This window comes from Aquamicrobium sp., assembly GCF_023954335.1.
GTDB lineage: Bacteria > Pseudomonadota > Alphaproteobacteria > Rhizobiales > Rhizobiaceae > Aerobium.
Window position 1 is genome coordinate 1,207,277 of sequence record NZ_JAMLIE010000001.1, and the last position, 16,383, is coordinate 1,223,659.

Genomic DNA, 16,383 nt, shown 5'->3' on the forward strand with positions numbered 1-16,383 from the left:
CCTAGAGGGCCAGGCGCCGTCTCGCGGCCTCGTATTCGCCGGCAAGGCGGTCGACCAGCTCGGCGGCGCCGACGATCTCCTTGACCGCGCCGATGCCCTGGCCGCAGCCCCAGATGTCCTTCCACGCCTTCGACTTGTCGCCGCCGAAATCCATCTTCGACGGGTCGGATTCCGGCAGCTTGTCCGGGTCCATGCCGGCGGCGCGGACGGAGCCCTTGAGGTAGTTGCCGTGGACCCCGGTGAACAGGTTGGAATAGACGATGTCGGCGGCGTTCGACTCGACGATCATCTCCTTGTAGGCGTCGGTGGCGCGCGCCTCGCGCGTGGCGATGAAGGGCGAGCCGATATAGGCGAGGTCCGCGCCCATCGCCTGCGCCGCCAGCACCGCCCCGCCATTGGCGATCGCTCCCGAAAGCAGCAGCGGCCCATCGAACCACTGGCGGATTTCCTGCGTCAGCGCGAAGGGCGACAGCGTGCCGGCATGGCCGCCCGCGCCCGCCGCCACCGCGATCAGCCCGTCCGCGCCCTTCTCGATGGCTTTGCGGGCGTGGCGGTCGTGGATCACGTCGTGCAGCACGATGCCGCCATAGGAATGTACCGCCTCGTTGACCTCCGGCACCGCGCCGAGTGAGGTGATGACGACCGGCACCTTGTACTTGACGCACAGCGCCAGATCCTCCTCCAGCCGCCCGTTGGACTTATGGACGATCTGGTTGACGGCGAAGGGGGCCGACCGCGCCTGCGGGTGGGCCGCGTCGTGCGCGGCGAGCGTCTCGGTGATCTGCGCCAGCCATTCGTCGAGCTGCGAGGCCGGCCGCGCGTTGAGCGCGGGGAAGGCGCCGACGATGCCGGCCTTGCACTGGGCCAGCACCAGCGGCGGATGCGAGATGATGAACAGCGGCGATCCGACCACCGGAATACGAAGCCTGTCTTTCAGAATATCCGGCAGCGCCATCTTCGCTCCTCACTATTGACGTTTACGGAAACGTCATTTCTTAGCAGATCGAAAGGTCGACGCAACCGCCCCTTGCCCCCGCATGCGGTCCGTGGCGACGGAATGAATGCGCGCAAGGATCGATCGACGCGATTGATTGCGTGGCCCGCTGCGGTTAACGATGTGAAAAGACAAGATTTCACGCTGCGGCCGGGCTGATGGATTCGATCGAGAACGCGATAAGAAGCGCCTTCGCCAAGGGAGACCCGGGCGACCGGGCTTTCCGGGAAAAGGTCTATCGCTCGGCCTTCGGCGCGCTCGACCGCTCGCTCAAGGCCAATCCGAACATGACGGAGGCGATCGCGCAGCGCCGGCGCGAGGCGCTGCTCGCCGCCATCACCGCCATCGAGACCGAGTTCGTTCCCGCCCGGCCGGGGCCCACGCCATCCGTCTCCGCGCCGTCGCCCCAGCCCGCTCCCGCGCCGCGCCCGGGCGTGCACGCGCCGGAGGCGAGGGGCGCTCCCGACGTCGCCGCCCCGGCGGCGGAAAGACGCAGGGAAGGCGCAGAAGCGGCGTTCTCGCCCACCCTCGACGGCGAGAGGCGGCCGCCTTCCGGCCGCGCCGGGAGAGCAGCGGCCGAGCCCGTCGAAGCCCCCTTGCGCGAGGGGCAACGCAGCCGGCCGCGCCGGCGGCTGCGCCTCGTCGGCCCGCTGGTCTTCCTCATCCTGCTCACCGGCCTCGCCGCCGGCATCTGGTGGATGGCGACCTCGGGCGCGCTCCAGCGGATGCTGACGCCGACGCCGCCGCAGGCCGGGGAGAACGCCGCTCCTCCCGTTCCCGGCACCGCCGACACGTTCGAGGACTGGGTCGACGTCTTCACCCCCGCCGACCCGACGACGATCTCCGCGCCGGGCGATTCGCGCGCCGAGGTGATCGAGGAGGAGGGCGAGCGCTTCGTGCGCATCACCGCCGGCGCGTCCGGCTCTCCAATCCTCTTCGATGTCGGGCAGGGCGTGCTCGAGGACGTCGCCGGCAAGCGCGCGGTGTTCAACATCGTCGCCCGCGCCCGCGAAGGCGCGGAAACGCAGATCTCGGTCGATTGCACCCTTGGCGAGCTCGGCGATTGCGGGCGCAAGCGCTATGTCGTCGGCGCCGCCCGCGACGAATATCTGTTCGAGATCGACCTGCCTGCGCGCCAGCCCGGCTCGGGCGGCACCATCGCCATCAACCCCGATGTCGAGGGCGGCGGCAAGGCCATCGACATCTACGCCATCCGCGTCCTGCCGGCGGGGTGAGGGCGGGCGCGGGACCCTGTCTCCTGCCCTTGATCCCTTGCCCTCAGTCCTTGCGGAAGATCAGGCGGCCGGCCCAGCCGGTCAGGATCGCCAGCGCGACGGCGGCGAGGCCGTAGAGGAAGCCGTGCTGCTGGGCAGCCCGGTGCACCCGCTGCTCGAAGCCGGCCTTGAGGATGGCGAGCTGGGCCGAGTTTTCCTTGATGAAGACGCCGTTCTTGAACAGGAAGGCGCGCGCCCGGTGGGTGCCGACCGGCACGTTGGGCGCAAGGTGGAGCGTGGCGCGGAACAGGCTCTGCGACAGGAATTGCACGCCGCCGATGCGCTCGCTGTAGAGGCCGCTCGCCTTCTTGCGCTCGCGCAGCGCCGCGGTGAACTCGGCGATCGTCACGGGGTCGTCGCCGCGGTCCTGCGGGATCAGCGCGATGTTGTCGGCACCGAGCGCGAGCTGCCGGTAGTTCTCGGGGCCGGTTATGTCCTGCCACACCCGCGTCGTCGCCACGGAATAGGACATCGGCACGTTGACGAAGGTTTCCGACCAGGTGTTGATCCACATGCCGAGCACCCGGCTCTTGCGCCGCACCACCACCGGCCGCGCCGGCCCCTCCAGCACCACGATCACGTCGTAGCGCCCTTGCCGGGCGAACAGCGGATCGGCGAAGTCGAGCGCGCCGAAGATGGTCAGGTCCGCGCCGGCGAAGTCCGAGGTGATGAAGACGCGGTCGGTCGAAAGCCCGATCTGGATCGTCTCCGGGTTCGGGTTCTCGATCGCCTGCGCCCGCGCCGCGGCCGAGGCGAGGAGCGCGCCGAGGAAGAGCAGCGATGCCAGGGTGCGCGCCGGCATTGTCATATCCCCGACAGCGAGGAGAGGGAGTAGATCGACGACGGCGGCACGAAGAGGTCGAAGGCGAGGCGCGCGGCCACCGCCAGCACGAGGAGAGCGAGGAGCGCGCGCAGCTGCTCGCCGCGCAGCTTCTGGCCGGCCTTGGCGCCGTATTGCGCGCCGGCGACGCCGCCCACCATCAGCAGGAAGGCGAGCACGATGTCGACGGTCTGGTTTGTCGCCGAATGGACAATGGTCGTATAGGCGCCGGTGAAGACGATCTGGTAGAGCGAGGTGCCGACGACGACGTTGGTCGGCACCTTGAGCAGGTAGATCAGCGCCGGCACCATGATGAAGCCGCCGCCGACGCCCATGATCGAGGCGAGGAAGCCGATGATCGCGCCGAGACCCAGCACCGGGATGACGCTGACGAACAGCTTCGAGGTGCGGAAGCGCATCTTGAGCGGCAGGCGGTGCACCCAGTTGTGCTGCCCGGGACGGCGCAGGGAGGGCGGCGCGCCGCTCGCCGTGCGGCGGATGGCGCGTACGCTCTCGACCAGCATCATGCCGCCGACGGTGCCGAGCAGCGCGACATAGACCAGCGACACGAACAGGTCGAGCTGGCCGAGACTTCGCAGGAGCGAGAACACCCACACGCCGAAGGACGAGCCGACGATGCCGCCCATCAGGAGCACGGTGCCGAGCTTGAAGTCGATGGTGCCCTTCTTGAAATGCGACAGCGCGCCGGAGGTCGATGAGGCGACGACCTGGTTGGCGCCGGTGGCGACGGCGATGGCGGGCGGGATGTTGTAGAAGATCAGCAGCGGCGTGATCAGGAAGCCGCCGCCGACGCCGAACATCCCCGAAAGAAAGCCGACCGCGGCCCCCATCGCCAGGATCACGGCGATGTTGACCGACATTTCAGCGATCGGCAGATAGATGCCCACCGTCAGTCCCGATTGCTCGCGGCGCGTTCGCGGGGCCGCCCGCACCATCGCGAACGTGCCGGAACGGCATCATCGTTCTTGCGACGATGCGCCCGCGAAGTCAAACGCCCGCACGGCGCGCGCCGGCATTAAACCGTGGCGCAGGCGGGGAGATTCGCGCCGGATCGCCGCGCCCACGCCGCCCCTCATCCGCCCTTCGGGCACCTTCTCCCCGTGAACGGGGAGAAGGGGAAGCGGCGACGTTGCGGCCAGTCCTCCTCTCCCCGTTCACGGGGAGAGGATGCCGGCAGGCAGGTGAGGGGCAGCGCGAACGGGTGGAATTAGGCACGGATGCCCCGGCTGGCCGCAAGGATGCGCCCGTCGCCGGGGCGTGGCGCCTGCCTCAGCGGCGCTCGAGCAGCGCCCTGACCAGCGCCTCGTCGACCTCGCCGGTGGCGGTCATGCCGTTGTCCTTCTGGAAGGCGGCGATGGCGGTCTTGGTCTTCTGTCCCATCAGCCCGTCCTCGCCGCCGGCCTGGTAGCCGTTCTTGTTGAGGATCTTCTGGATGTTGCGCACGGCAGCGCGCATGTCGACGCCGGCGGTGGTGTCCTGGCTCTCGCCCCAGCTCTCCGGGATCTCGACATGGTTGGCCTCGCCGTCGAGCTCCTTGGCGCGCCACAGCTCGGCGGCGGCGCGCGCCGTCTCGAGCTGCTCGGGACGCAGCGCCCGGGCGACCTCGTCGCGCTTTTCGGCGGCGTCCTTGTCGCCGGCCTTGGCGACGAGCGCGAACCACTTGTAGGCGTCCTGGAGGTTCTGCGGCATGCCGACGCCCTTGGCCGACAGGATACCGAGGTTGAACTGGCTGTCGCGCACGCCAAGCTCGGCGGCCCGCATGAACCAGCGCGCGGCTGTCTCGTTCTCGGCCGCGGTCTGCGCGTCCATGGCGTGGAGCACGGCGAGGTTGTGCATGGCGCTGGCGTTGCCGGCCTCTGCGGCCTGCGCGTACCACTTCTTGGCGGCGGCGATGTCGCGGCCGACGCCGATGCCCTTCTCGTAGAAGCTGCCGAGGCGATACTGCGCCGGGGCGAGGCCGTCCTCGGCCGCCTTCCCGTACCATTCGGCGGCCTTGGCCGGGTCGGCGGCGACGCCGCGCCCTTCGGCGTAACGGTTGCCGATCTCGTAGAGCGCCTTGGGGTCGCCCCCGGCCGCCGCCTCGCGCAGCGCCACGGGGCCGGCCTCCAGCGGGATCGCGGCGACGGCTTTCTCGCTCGCCTGCGGCAGGGCATCGATCTCGGTGGCGGCCTGCGGGCCTCGCGCCTCTTCGGCCGGCGCGAAAGCCGTGGCTGCCGGCGCGGCCGACACCGTTTCCTCGCGCGCGGGGGCCGCGGCGGTGGTTTCGAGGTCGAGCCAGTCGCCGTCGATCTCCGCCGCCGTCTGCGGCGGCGTGACGAGGGCCGAGCCGGCGTCCGAAACGCGCGTCGGCGCGCTCGCGGGCGCAGCCGGCTCGCCGGCCATGCGCACCTGCGGCGCGGGCGTCCCGATCTCCGGGGCCTGCGCCTCCGGCGTGGGAACGGCGGCGACGATGGCGGCCGGCGCGGGCGCGGAGGCGACGTTCGCGCCGCCCTTGCCGAGGAAAAGCTTGCTGCCCTGGAGCGCGGCGAGCGCGATGAGGATAGCGGCGATGCCCATCAGCAGCGGCTTGCGCCGGTTCTTCAGCAGCCCGCCGAGGCCGGAAGCCTTCGCGTCCTCCTTGCCGGCGGGCGTGCGCTTCATCCGCTCGGCTTCCGCGGCGGCGGCCTGCGCGGCGCGGCGGGCGGCGGCGATGAAGTCGGCCCGCGAGGCGTCGGCCCCCGGGCCGCGCGCGGGCTGGGCGCGCTCGTCGCGCACCCGGCGCATGATCGCGCCGAGGTCGGGCGCGCCGGAGCCGGGCTCCAGCGGCTGGTTGGCGAGTTGCGGGTCGAGCGGCGCGTCGGGATCGACCGACGGCGCCGTTCCGGCCTCGTGTTCCGCCGGGGCCTCCACGGCTTGCGCCGCCGCGCCGGCCTTGTCCTTGCGGGAGAGCTTGCGCGCCAGCCCGCCGAGGAGCGAGCCGCGCGGGGCGGTTGCCTCCTTCGCGGCTGCCGGCTGCGTCGTCCGCGGGGCGCTGTCGATCGCGACCGCCATCGCCAGTTCCGAGGTCGAAGCCGGTGCCAGCGGCAGGGCCGCCGCCTCCGGCGCGAGCGAGGGCGTGCGGGCGGGGCCGAGCGCCATGTCGCGCGTCAGCGTGCCCGACAGGGCAGCGGCGTTGGCGCTGGCGTTCTCGACCGCGCCCAGCCGGTCGACGATCTTCAGCAGCGTGTCGTGGATCGCCTCGAAGGTCTTGGCGTTGCGGTCGTCGGACTTGCGCGTCAGCGCCTCCAGCGACTTCAGGTCGTCGGCGAGGCCTGCGACCAGCGCGTTTTCCGACGTGGTGCCGGAGAAGTTTCGCACCGCGTCTTCCGCCGCGCGCCGCGCGGCCTCGACGACGTCCGCCCTGGAGGCGGCGATCGACTGCTCGATCTTGTCGAGGCGCGGCTGGATGTCGTCGGCCCTTTGGGCCGGCGCGGGATGCGAGATGTGGTCGGCAAGCCCGGCGATCTGCGCCTCCAGGCTGCGGATCAGGTCGGGATCGACGGGCGATGCGCCGACCGAGGATTCGATGCGGGTCGAGATGGTGTCGAGCCGCTTTTCGAGGTCGCGGATCGCGCCGCTGTCGGCCTGCGCCGCCGCCTGGCGCTCGAAGCGCGCGGCAAGCTCGGCAAAGCGTGCGTCCATCGCCGAGATGAACGCATCGTCCGAGCCGGCCGCCGGGCGGTCGGTCTCGATCCGCGCCGCCACCTCGTCGATCCGGGTTTCCAGGTCGTGGAACAGGGCGCGGCCCTGCGCCAGCGCGTCCTCGTGGCGCTGCTCGAGCAGGTTGGACATCGAGGCGAGCCGGTTTTCCAGCCCGTGGAAGACGGCGTCGAGGTTGGGCAGCGCCGGCGCGTGGTCGAGCCGGTCGGCGATGGCGCCGATCTGGCCGGCCAGCCGCTCTATGGCGCGCTCGGGCAGGTCGACGCGGTGGGCGAGGTCCTCGACGCGGTGCGAAAGCGCGGCGAGCTGGTCGCCGAGGTCGCGGCCCGTCGTGTCCTGCGCCGCCTCGTCCATCTGGCGCGCCAGCGAGGAGATGCGCGCCTCGATGCGCTCGAACGGCTCGGGATCGAAGGCCGGCGCGCGCGGCGCGCTGTAGGCGGCGGCGACGGCGCGCGAGATCTCGTCGAGGCGGTCCTCCAGCGCGTCGAACATGCGCGTGTCGGGATGCGCCGGCTCGTGCGAGAACCGCTCGACCGCGTCCTGCAGCACCCGCATCTTTTCCTCCAGCGAGCGCAGCGCGCCGGTCGTCGGGAGGGTGCGCACCGCGCTGCCGATCTCCTCGATGCGCGCCGCCAGCGTCCTGATCTCGGGGTCGACGGTGCCGCGCGACGAGGCCAGCGTGCCGGCCATGTCGCGGAAGCGCCGGTCGAAGGAGCGCAGCGTCTCCTCCCGCGCGAGATGACCGAGGGCCTTCTTCATCTCCTCCATCTCCGTGCGCAGGAGATGGACCTGCCGGTCCTCGCCGGGATTGGAGAGCCGGTGGATCATCGACGACAGGCGCTCGAACTCGGCGCCCAGCTCGGCGGCCTGGCCGGCCGGCGGCGCGCTGCGCAGCGCTCGCTCGATGTCGCCCTTCAGCGCGGCGAATTCCCGGCGAAGCCCGGCCGTCATCTCACCGTGAAGCTCCTCGCGCAGGGCACGCATCTCGCCGGAGACGGCGAAGCGCGGCGTGTCGGCGTAAGGCGCATGCGCCTCCTCGCGCGGCTGGAAGCCGCGGTCGCGGCCCTCGAAATAGCGGTAGTCGTCGCGCGCGGCCTCGCGGCGCTGGCGCCCGGCGGCGGGGCTATGCCTCGCGCCGTCGTCGTGGGCGGCGCGGCCGAGCCGGCCTTCGAGCTGGTCGAGCGTCATGTCGATGGCGTCGAGGGACGCGCCGTCCCGGCGCCTGCGTCCCGCGTTCACCGAATCGAGATAGGATCGTCTGTCGCGCATGGGATCGTCCGCTGCCGCATTTGCCGACCGGGACCATCCCGGCGCTCATCGTCGTGGGGAACCGTGAGCCAACAACGGACAGAATAACTACGGGACACCGACAACGGCACCTTTCTACCAACGTGGTAAACAACCCGTTAACCAAGATTACCCGTTTGATTTCACCGGGGTACGAAATGTGACGTCCAATGCGACACTTTTCTCCCTTGCGGCATGCGGAATGCCGACTTATATGCGCCCCAATCAGGCTGGCGGGCACAGGGTCCGCCGGAGGTGAAATCGAGGATTCGGCTGCCCTTCGCCCCGAGGGTCGCCGTCCGGCGCTCCCGAAGACGGGAACGCGATTGGGGAAGTATGACATGATGAACATGATGACGACCGGCGCGAGCGCGGTCCCTGCCGGCGATGTTTCCGACGGCTACATCCGCATCGGCGACGTGGCGCGGCAGTTCGGGCTGACGCTTCGCGCTCTGCGCTTCTACGAGGACAAGGGGCTGTTGTCGCCGCGGCGCGAGGGCAACATGCGCCTCTACACGCACAAGGACATCGCCCGGCTGAAGATGGTGCTGCTCGGCCGCAAGGCGGGGTTCTCGCTGCGCGAGGTCAAGCAGGTGATGGATCTCTACGATCCCGAAAGCGGCAACGCCAGGCAGTACCGCACCCTGGTCGACAAGTCGGAGCGGCAGCTCGTCAAGCTGGAGAAGCAGCGCGCGCAGATCGACGAGGCGATCGGCGAGCTGAAATCGGCGATGGTGCAGTGGCGCGCCGCGCTCGCCGCCCGCCAGCAGCGCACCGCCGCCTCCGCCTGACCGGGCGCCCCGCTTGAGTCAACGCCACTGGAACCAGAAAAGCGCGCCCTCCGGCGCGCTTTTTGTTTGAGGGTGATTCTCGGCAGGAGTCGCGTAATCCGTGGCCATACAGCCGCGAGGGCTGGGGACGGCCCATGCTGGAAGATGGCCGCAAGCAAGCACGCGGAAATCCCCTGTCCTATGCCCCGCCTCATCCCGCGGAACTGGACGATTTTTGCGCGTTCCCCGACTGCGACAGAAATTGACGTTTACGCAAACGTCAATTGTTGCTATGGTGCCTTCGACATTCTCTCCCGTCGCGGCGGCCTGAAGCAATTCCAGGAAAAGTGTGGGACACCTTTCCGCCCGGAATTGCGACGAGGGGCAAGCCGGTGGCGGGGCTTTGCTCGCTTCCGGAGGATTTTTTCATGACGACATACAAGGCGCCTGTCGCGGACACGCTGTTCCTTCTCAACGAAGTGCTCGGCTACGAGCGCCACGCCAACCTGCCGGGCTTCGCCGACGCGCCGGCCGACATGCTGGAAGCCATCCTCGGGGAGGCGGCGAAGCTCGCCGAGAACGTCGTCCATCCGCTCAACCGCGTCGGCGACGTCGAGGGCTGCGTGCGCAACGACGACGGCTCGGTGACGACGCCGAAGGGCTTCAAGGAAGCCTACGACCAGTATCGCGAGGGCGGCTGGATGTCGCTGGCGATCCCGGCCGAGTTCGGTGGGCAGGGCCTGCCCTATACGCTCCATTCGGCGGTCGGCGAGTTCTTCTCCTCCGCCAACATGGCGCTGATGATGTATCCGGGCCTGACGCAGGGCGCCATCGCCGCCATCCTCGAGCACGGCACGGACGAGCAGAAAGAGACCTTCGTGCCGAAGATGGTCGAGGGCGTGTGGACCGGCACCATGAACCTGACCGAGCCGCATTGCGGCACCGATTTGGGCCTGCTGCGCTCGAAGGCAGTTCCGACGGGCGACGGCAGCTACAGAATTTCCGGCCAGAAGATCTTCATCTCGGCCGGCGAGCACGACATGAGCGAGAACGTCATCCATCTGGTGCTGGCCCGCATCGAGGGCGCGCCGGAGGGCGTCAAGGGCATCTCGCTGTTCATCGTGCCGAAATTCGTCCTCGACGCCGACGGCAACCCCGGCAAGCGCAACGGTGTCAGCTGCGGCTCCATCGAGGAGAAGATGGGCATCCACGGCAACGCCACCTGCGTCATGAACTACGACGATGCGCAAGGGTGGCTGATCGGCGAGGAGAACGGCGGCCTCAAGGCCATGTTCGTGATGATGAACGAGGCCCGCCTCGGCGTCGGCCTGCAAGGCCTGTCGATCAGCGAGATCGCCTACCAGAACGCGGTGGCCTATGCGCGGGAGCGCATCCAGGGCCGCTCGCTCTCCGGCCCGAAGGCGCCGGACAAGAAGGCGGACCCGATCATCGTCCACCCCGACATCCGCCGCAACCTGATGAACATGCGTGCGATCAACGAGGCCGGCCGCGCGCTCGTCCTGTGGACAGCGCTCCAGTCCGACATCGCCCACCGTTCGGACGACGCGGCCGCGCGCCAGGCGGCCAGCGACCATCTCGGCCTGATGACCCCGGTCATCAAGGGCGTGCTGACCGACAAGGGCTTCGACAACGCGGTCGCCGCCCAGCAGGTGTTCGGCGGCCACGGCTACATCGAGGAGCACGGCATGAGCCAGTTCGTGCGCGACGCCCGCATCGCCATGATCTACGAGGGTGCGAACGGCATCCAGGCGCTCGACCTCGTCGGCCGCAAGCTGGCGCAGAATGGCGGCCGCGCCGTGCAGGCCTTCTTCAAGGAGGTCGGCGATTTCTGCGAGGAGAACCGCGCCGACGAGACCATGGCGCCCTTCACCAAGGCGCTGAAGAAGGGGTTGAACGATCTTCAGGCCGCGACCATGTGGCTGATGCAGAACGCGATGACCAAGCCCGACAATGCCGGCGCCGCCTCGACCGACTATCTCCACCTCTTCGGCCTCGTCGCGCTTGGCCTGATGTGGGGCCGCATGGCGAAGGTCGCGCAGGACAGGGTCGCGGCCGGCGACGCGACTGCGCTGCACGAGGCCAAGCTCGTCACGGCGCGCTACTATTTCGAGCGCGTCATGCCGGAATCGGCGGCGCATCTGGCCCGCATCTCGGCCGGCTGCGACTCGATGATGGCCCTTGCCGAGGACGCGTTCTAGGGAGTAACCAAACCAAGACTGTTCAGTTTTGAACATCCTACGGCGGCAGCGTATCAGGGAGGCGCGACGTGTCGAAGCGACCGGCTGAAGTTCTCGATCTTCCGAAGCCCGCATGGGCGGACGAGGAAGTCTCCATGCTCTACGACATGGCGACGAAGTTCCTCGAGACGGAGATCGCGCCGCATTACGAGGCGTTCGAGAAGGCCGAGATGTTCGACCGCGAAAGCTGGGAGAAGGCCGGCGCCAACGGCCTCCTCTGCGCCTCGATGCCCGAGGACTATGGCGGGGCGGGCGGCACCTTCGCCCATGAGAGCGCGATCATCGAGGCGATCAGCCATGTCGGCGTCGACGGCTTCGGCATCGCGCTGCACAACGCCATCGTCGCCCCCTACATCCTCCACTACGGCTCCGAGGAGCAGAAGCGGAAATGGCTGCCGAAGCTCGCCTCGGGCGAGCTGATCGGTGCCATCGCCATGACCGAGCCCGGCGCCGGCTCCGACCTGCAAGGGGTCAAGACCCGGGCGGTCAAGGACGGCAACCACTATTCGATCTCCGGCTCGAAGACCTTCATCACCAACGGCCAGCTCGCCAATCTCGTCATCGTCGTCGCCAAGACCGACCCGGAAAAGGGCGCGAAGGGCACGTCGCTGATCGTGGTCGAGACCGACGGGGCCGACGGCTTCGAGCGCGGCCGCAACCTCGACAAGATCGGGCTGAAGTCGAACGACACCTCCGAGTTGTTCTTCAACGAGGTGCGCGTGCCGACCGCGAACCTCCTCGGAGCCGAGGAGGGGCAGGGCTTCGTCCAGCTGATGCAGCAGCTTCCGCAGGAGCGGCTGCTGATCGGCACCCAGGCCATCGCCATGATCGAGCGGGCGCTGGCGCTCACCATCGATTACGTCAAGGAGCGCAAGGCGTTCGGCCGGCCGATCCTCGACTTCCAGAACACCCAGTTCAGGCTGGCCGAGCTGAAGACCGAGGCCACCATCGGCCGCGTCTTCTATAACGACTGCGTCGCGCGCCATGTCGCGGGCGGCCTCGACCCCGTCACCGCCTCGATGGCCAAGGCGTGGCTGACCGACCTGCAATGCAAGGTGGTCGACGAGTGCCTCCAGCTTCACGGCGGCTACGGCTACATGAACGAATACCCGATCGCCCGCATGTATCGCGACGCCCGTGTCCAGCGTATCTATGGCGGCACCAACGAGATCATGAAGCTTCTGATCGCCAGAAGCCTTTGAGGGAGACTCCATGATGCCGAGCCACGGCGCGGAACTGATCTGGAAGGCCGGGACGCAGGAGGATTTCCTCGCCGGCCGCTATTCGCGGCGCCACGAGATCCGCTTCGACGGCGGCGCGTCCCTTGCCGGGTCGTCGTCGCCCTCGGTGGTGCGCGAGCCCTGGAGCGACCCCGCGGCGGCCGACCCCGAGGAACTTTTCGTCGCCTCGATCGCTTCGTGCCATATGCTATGGTTCCTCGACTTCGCGCGCCGTGCCGGGGTCGGCGTGCGCGCCTATCGCGACGCGCCCTCAGGCGAGATGGCGAAGAACGCCGAAGGCCGCATCGCGGTGGTCAAGGTCACGCTGCGCCCGCATGCCGAGTGCGACGCCGACGCCGCCACGCTCGAAGAGCTGCACCACAAGGCGCATGAAGCCTGCTTCATCGCCAACTCCGTCACCAGCGACGTTCGCGTCGAGCCGGTTTTCGAAATCGCAAAGGTTTGATCCCAAGGGAAGGATAAGGTCATGGCTGAAGCCTATGTCTATGACGCCGTACGCACCCCGCGCGGGCGCGGCAAGAAGGACGGCTCGCTGCACGAAGTGCCCGCCGTGCGGCTGGCGGCGAAGGTGCTGGAGGCCGTGCGCGACCGCAACGGTCTCGATACGTCGCAGGTAGACGACATCGTCTTCGGCTGCGTCGATCCGGTCGGCGAGGCCGGCTCGGTGATCCCGCGCGCCGCCACCTTCGAGGCGGGCTATGCGATGGAAGCGCCCGGCATCCAAATCTCGCGCTTCTGCGCCAGCGGCCTCGACGCGGTCAATCTCGGCGCGGCCAAGATCGCCGGCGGGCTCGACGACATCGTCATCGCCGGCGGCGTCGAATCGATGAGCCGCGTCGGCATGGGCATGTCGGGCGGCGCCTGGTTCATGGACCCCTCCGTCGGCCTGCCGGGCTATTTCGTGCCGCAGGGCGTTTCCGCCGACCTGATCGCGACGAAGTACGGCTTCAGCCGCGACGACGTCGACGCCTACGCGGTCGAGAGCCAGAAGCGCGCCGCCCACGCCTGGGAGAAGGGGTACTTCAAGAACTCGGTGATCCCGATCAAGGACCAGAACGGCATGGTCATCCTCGACCATGACGAGCACATGCGCCCGGGCACCGACATGCAGTCGCTCGCCTCGCTCAACCCGTCCTTCGTCATGCCGGGCGAGATGGGCGGCTTCAACGCGGTGGCCATCCAGCGCCATCCGGAAGTCGAGGCGATCAACCACGTCCACCATGCCGGCAACTCGTCCGGCATCGTCGACGGCGCGGCCGCCGTGCTGCTCGGCTCGAAGAAAGCCGGCAAGGCGATGGGCCTCAAGCCGCGCGCCCGCATCCGCGCCTTCACCAATATCGGCTCCGAGCCGGCGATCATGCTGACCGGCCCGGTCGACGTGACGGAGAAGCTGCTCAAGAAGGCGAAGATGAAGCTCTCCGACATCGACCTGTTCGAGCTGAACGAGGCTTTCGCCTCGGTCGTGCTGCGTTACATGCAGGCCTTCGACATCGATCCCAAGAAGATGAACGTCAACGGCGGCGCCATCGCCATGGGCCACCCGCTCGGCGCGACCGGCGCGATCATCCTCGGCACCGTGCTCGACGAGCTGGAGCGCCGCAACCTGAACACCGCCCTCGTCACCCTTTGCATCGGCGCGGGCATGGGCACCGCCACGATCATCGAGCGCGTCTGACCGGGCCGGAGGAGACTGAAAAATGGCTGACTACAACAACTTCAAAGTCGAGACCGACGCCGACGGCATCGCCCTCGTCACCTGGGACATGCCGGGCCGCTCGATGAACGTCTTCACCGAGGAGGTGATGGAGGAGCTCGACAAGATCGTCGACCAGGTCGCGGGCGACGCGGCCATCAAGGGCGCGGTCATCACCTCCGGCAAGGACACCTTCTCCGGCGGCGCGGATCTCACCATGCTCCAGCGCATGCTGGGCATGTTCGCGGCGGAAAGCGCCAAGGACGAGGACAAGGCGATCAAGCTGCTGTTCGACAATGTCGGGCGCATGACCGGCCTGTTCCGCAAGCTCGAGACGTCAGGCAAGCCGTGGGTCTCGGCGATCAACGGCACCTGCATGGGTGGCGCGTTCGAGATGTCGCTCGCCTGCCACGGCCGCGTCGCCGCCGACAGCGACAAGGTCAAGATGGCGCTGCCCGAGGTCAAGGTCGGCATCTTCCCGGGCGCCGGCGGCACCCAGCGCGTCCCGCGCCTCACTGATCCGCAGTCCGCGCTGCAGATGCTCACCTCCGGCCAGACGCTGACGCCGAAGAAGGCCAAGGCGATGAATCTCATCCACGAGATCGCCGAGCCGAAGAAGCTGGTCGAGGCCGCCAAGGCGATGATCAAAAATGGCCTCAAAGCGGTGCAGCCGTGGGACGAGAAGGGCTTCAAGCTGCCCGGCGGCCCGGTCTATTCGGCCGCCGGCGCCAACCTCTTCCCGCCGGCGATTGCCATCCTGCGCCGCGAGACCTATGGCAACTATCCGGCCGCCAGCGCGATCCTGAAGTGCGTCTACGAGGGCCTGCTGGTGCCGTTCGACACCGGCCTGCGCATCGAGCAGCGCTACTTCACCGAGATCCTGCGCTCGACCGAGGCGCGGATGATGATCCGCTCGCTGTTCGTCTCGCTTCAGGAGCTGAACAAGGGCGCGCGCCGTCCGGAGGGCGTCAAGGAAACGAAGTTCAAAAAGATCGGCGTGCTCGGCGCCGGCTTCATGGGCGCCGGCATCGCCTATGTCACGGCCAAGGCCGGCATCCCGGTGGTGCTGCTCGACCGCGACATGCCTTCGGCCGAGAAGGGCAAGGCCCATTCGGCCGGCCTGATGGACGGCGCGATCAAGAAGGGCCGCGCCACGGAAGGCGAGAAGGAGCAGCTCCTCTCGCTCATCACCCCGACCGACGACTATGCGCTGCTCGACGGCTGCGACCTCGTGGTCGAGGCCGTGTTCGAGGATTCCGAGATCAAGAAGGGCGTGACCGAGAAGACGGAAGCCGTCATCAAGTCGACGGCGACCTTCGCCTCCAACACCTCGACGATCCCGATCACCGCGCTGGCGAAGAACTCGGCGCGGCCGAAGAACTTCATAGGCATCCACTTCTTCTCGCCGGTCGACAAGATGATGCTGGTCGAGATCATCATGGGCAAGAAGACCGGCGACAAGGCGCTGGCCGTGGCCATCGACTATGTGCGGGCGATCAAGAAGACGCCGATCGTCGTCAACGACACGCGCGGCTTCTACGTCAACCGCTGCGTGCTGCGCTACATGTCGGAAGCCTTCCAGATGCTGATCGAGGGCGTGCCGGCGGCGATGATCGAGAACGCGGCGAAGATGGCCGGCATGCCGGTCGGCCCGCTGGCGCTGACCGACGAGACCGCCATCGACCTCGCCCAGAAGATCATGAAGCAGACGATCCGCGATCTCGGCGAGAAGGCGGTCGATCCCGAGCAGTTCAAGCTCGTCAACACCATGGTCGACACCCATGGCCGCTTCGGCCGCAAGAACGGCAAGGGCTTCTACGACTATCCCGAGAAGCCGGCCAAGAAGCACCTGTGGCCGGGCCTGAAGGACCTCTACAGGCAGCAGGACGCCGACTCGATCGACGTCGAGGAGCTGAAGCAGCGCTTCCTCGCGACGATCGCGCTGGAAGCGGCCCGCGTGATGGAGGAAGGCATCGTCATCGACCCGCGCGAGGCGGATGTCGGCTCGATCCTCGCCTTCGGCTTCGCCCCCTATACGGGCGGTGCGCTCTCCTACATCGACGGCATGGGCGCGGAGAGGTTCGTCAAGCTGGCGAAGAAGCTGCAGAAGAAATACGGCGCGCAGTTCAAGGCGCCGAAGCTGCTTCTCGACATGGCGCAGAAGGGCGAGAGCTTCTACGACCGCTTCGACCCCTACGCCGGCAAGGAAAAGCAGGCGGCGTAAGCGAAGCCCTCCTTTCCCCGTTCACGGGGAGAGGATGCCGGCAGGCAGGTGAGGGGCAGCGCAAGCCCTTCAAGGCTGGCTCTGCCCCTCATCCGGCCCTTTGGGCCACCTTCTCCCCGTGAA

General features: G+C 68.4%; 11 protein-coding genes. 7 read left to right on the plus strand and 4 right to left on the minus strand.

Annotation, left to right across the window (positions count from 1 at the left end):
• Position 1 precedes the first annotated feature (1 nt).
• Positions 2–955 carry an NAD(P)H-dependent flavin oxidoreductase gene (locus tag M9945_RS05915; protein WP_367943798.1) on the minus strand — a complete coding sequence of 318 codons (954 nt, stop codon included), beginning with the start codon at positions 953–955 and terminating at the stop codon, positions 2–4.
• Between the two features lie 197 nt (positions 956–1,152).
• Here M9945_RS05915 and M9945_RS05920 point away from each other — a divergent pair, with 197 nt between their 5' ends.
• Positions 1,153–2,229, plus strand: coding sequence for a hypothetical protein (locus tag M9945_RS05920; protein WP_367943799.1), 1,077 nt, complete (start codon positions 1,153–1,155; stop codon positions 2,227–2,229).
• A gap of 43 nt (positions 2,230–2,272) precedes the next feature.
• On the opposite strand, the gene M9945_RS05925 is transcribed toward M9945_RS05920, so the two are convergent.
• From M9945_RS05925 to M9945_RS05935, 3 genes are all read right to left on the minus strand, one after another.
• The gene (locus tag M9945_RS05925; protein ID WP_367930129.1) at positions 2,273–3,076 is read right to left on the minus strand and encodes a TIGR02186 family protein; all 804 of its coding nucleotides are present in this window, start codon (positions 3,074–3,076) and stop codon (positions 2,273–2,275) included.
• The gene (locus M9945_RS05930) at positions 3,073–3,996 is read right to left on the minus strand and encodes a sulfite exporter TauE/SafE family protein (protein ID WP_367930130.1); all 924 of its coding nucleotides are present in this window, start codon (positions 3,994–3,996) and stop codon (positions 3,073–3,075) included. The genes M9945_RS05925 and M9945_RS05930 overlap by 4 nt, the downstream gene beginning before the upstream one ends.
• 382 nt (positions 3,997–4,378) lie before the next feature.
• Entirely contained in the window at positions 4,379–8,056 is a 3,678-nt protein-coding gene (locus tag M9945_RS05935) for a peptidoglycan-binding protein (RefSeq protein ID WP_367943800.1), read from the minus strand.
• A gap of 368 nt (positions 8,057–8,424) precedes the next feature.
• Here M9945_RS05935 and M9945_RS05940 point away from each other — a divergent pair, with 368 nt between their 5' ends.
• The 6 genes from M9945_RS05940 to M9945_RS05965 all read left to right on the plus strand — a co-directional run bounded on the left by M9945_RS05940 (position 8,425) and on the right by M9945_RS05965 (position 16,260).
• Positions 8,425–8,865, plus strand: coding sequence for a MerR family DNA-binding transcriptional regulator (locus tag M9945_RS05940; protein ID WP_367944779.1), 441 nt, complete (start codon positions 8,425–8,427; stop codon positions 8,863–8,865).
• A gap of 407 nt (positions 8,866–9,272) precedes the next feature.
• Entirely contained in the window at positions 9,273–11,063 is a 1,791-nt protein-coding gene (locus M9945_RS05945) for an acyl-CoA dehydrogenase C-terminal domain-containing protein (RefSeq protein WP_367943801.1), read from the plus strand.
• A 68-nt stretch (positions 11,064–11,131) separates the two neighbouring features.
• The gene (locus M9945_RS05950) at positions 11,132–12,304 is read left to right on the plus strand and encodes an acyl-CoA dehydrogenase family protein (protein WP_367943802.1); all 1,173 of its coding nucleotides are present in this window, start codon (positions 11,132–11,134) and stop codon (positions 12,302–12,304) included.
• Positions 12,305–12,314: 10 nt separating this feature from the next.
• Positions 12,315–12,788 (plus strand): OsmC family protein, encoded by a 474-nt coding sequence (locus M9945_RS05955; protein ID WP_367930134.1) that lies wholly within the window; start codon positions 12,315–12,317, stop codon positions 12,786–12,788.
• A gap of 21 nt (positions 12,789–12,809) precedes the next feature.
• A complete protein-coding gene (locus tag M9945_RS05960; protein WP_367943803.1) occupies positions 12,810–14,018 on the plus strand; it encodes an acetyl-CoA C-acetyltransferase in 1,209 nt (402 codons plus the stop codon).
• Between the two features lie 22 nt (positions 14,019–14,040).
• Complete coding sequence (locus M9945_RS05965) at positions 14,041–16,260, plus strand: 3-hydroxyacyl-CoA dehydrogenase NAD-binding domain-containing protein (RefSeq protein ID WP_367943804.1); 2,220 nt, start codon at positions 14,041–14,043, stop codon at positions 16,258–16,260.
• Positions 16,261–16,383 lie beyond the last annotated feature (123 nt).